The organism is Shewanella sp. 11B5 (assembly GCF_002836795.1).
Taxonomy (GTDB): Bacteria; Pseudomonadota; Gammaproteobacteria; order Enterobacterales; family Shewanellaceae; genus Shewanella; species Shewanella frigidimarina.
Genome location: NZ_PJAP01000164.1, coordinates 1 through 1,133 on the forward strand (window position 1 = coordinate 1; position 1,133 = coordinate 1,133).

A 1,133-nucleotide genomic window follows, 5' to 3' on the forward strand; every position below is an offset into this window, starting at 1 on the left:
GCATCATATTTGGTAAAGGGCATGAGATAAAACTTATAAATTCAGATTTTATTCCAAGTCCAATGCTAGCTTAACAATCACTTGTTGCCCGCTCGTTTATTCACCCTTAGCAATGACAACTAATGATGAGTGTGATGCTATTCCATTACATGCAGCTCATTGTTAACCATTAATTGCATGCTGGTAATGCAAGTACGGCTATTGTGATCTGTTGACAGCACTTCTTTAGCTTCACGATTAACATAAATTGCTGCAAACTATGAGTCACTTAACAGATAATGCTATTCCGATGGTCATTTACAGCCTGATTTACTAGCGTAAAACGCTTTTTAACCAAACCAATAATAAAAATAATAAGGTTAATTTGAATGCACAAAGCAGCAAGAACACTCCATAAATGGCTGATGCTGTTTATCGGGCTACAGTTTGTGATTTGGTCAGTGACAGGAACATATATGGTGTTTATGCATATTGACTATATTCATGGTGATTCGCTAATCAGTAACCCTCAAACAAAAATCAACCCCGATAAACTGCAGTATTCATTAGCAAAACTGTTACAAACTTATCCTGAAGCAGAGCAAATAAACGTCGGTAAACTGATGCAACAAGACGTATACCGCTTCTCTATTCCGGCCATAAATACGACCATAATCACGACTCAGCAAGTAATGCTAAATGCGCAAACAGGTGAACGTTTATCGCCACTTAACCAAACGGCAGCCATAGCATTAGCCCAATATTATTACCTGGGTAATGAATCCATTACCAACGTGAGTTTACTGAACGACAATCCACCTTTTGAACTCAGTGCTCGTCACTTACCGGCGTGGCGAATTAATTTCGACCATTTTTCCGCCCCTTCACTTTACATCTCGGCTGACAGCGGATTAGTAGTAGGTAAGCGCCATGCATTTTGGCGTTTATTCGACTGGATGTTTCGCTTTCATGTGATGGATTATGGCGATGCTGAAGAAATCGATAACCAATTATTATTCTGGATAGCGTTGTTCTCGACTTTAGCTACCGTTAGCGGGTTAATATTAGTGTATTTCAGGGTATTACGTCGTACTAAAAACAAACGTAAGCCTATGTTGAGCAAGCGTAAACACAGTGGGGTTGCCTAATGTTTT

At 39.4% G+C, this 1,133-nt stretch carries 1 protein-coding gene; it reads left to right on the plus strand.

The annotated features are described in order from the left end of the window. The first annotated feature begins 368 nt into the window (after positions 1-368). A complete protein-coding gene (locus CXF78_RS01350) occupies positions 369-1,127 on the plus strand; it encodes a PepSY domain-containing protein (protein ID WP_102035752.1) in 759 nt (252 codons plus the stop codon). Positions 1,128-1,133: the final 6 nt, after the last annotated feature.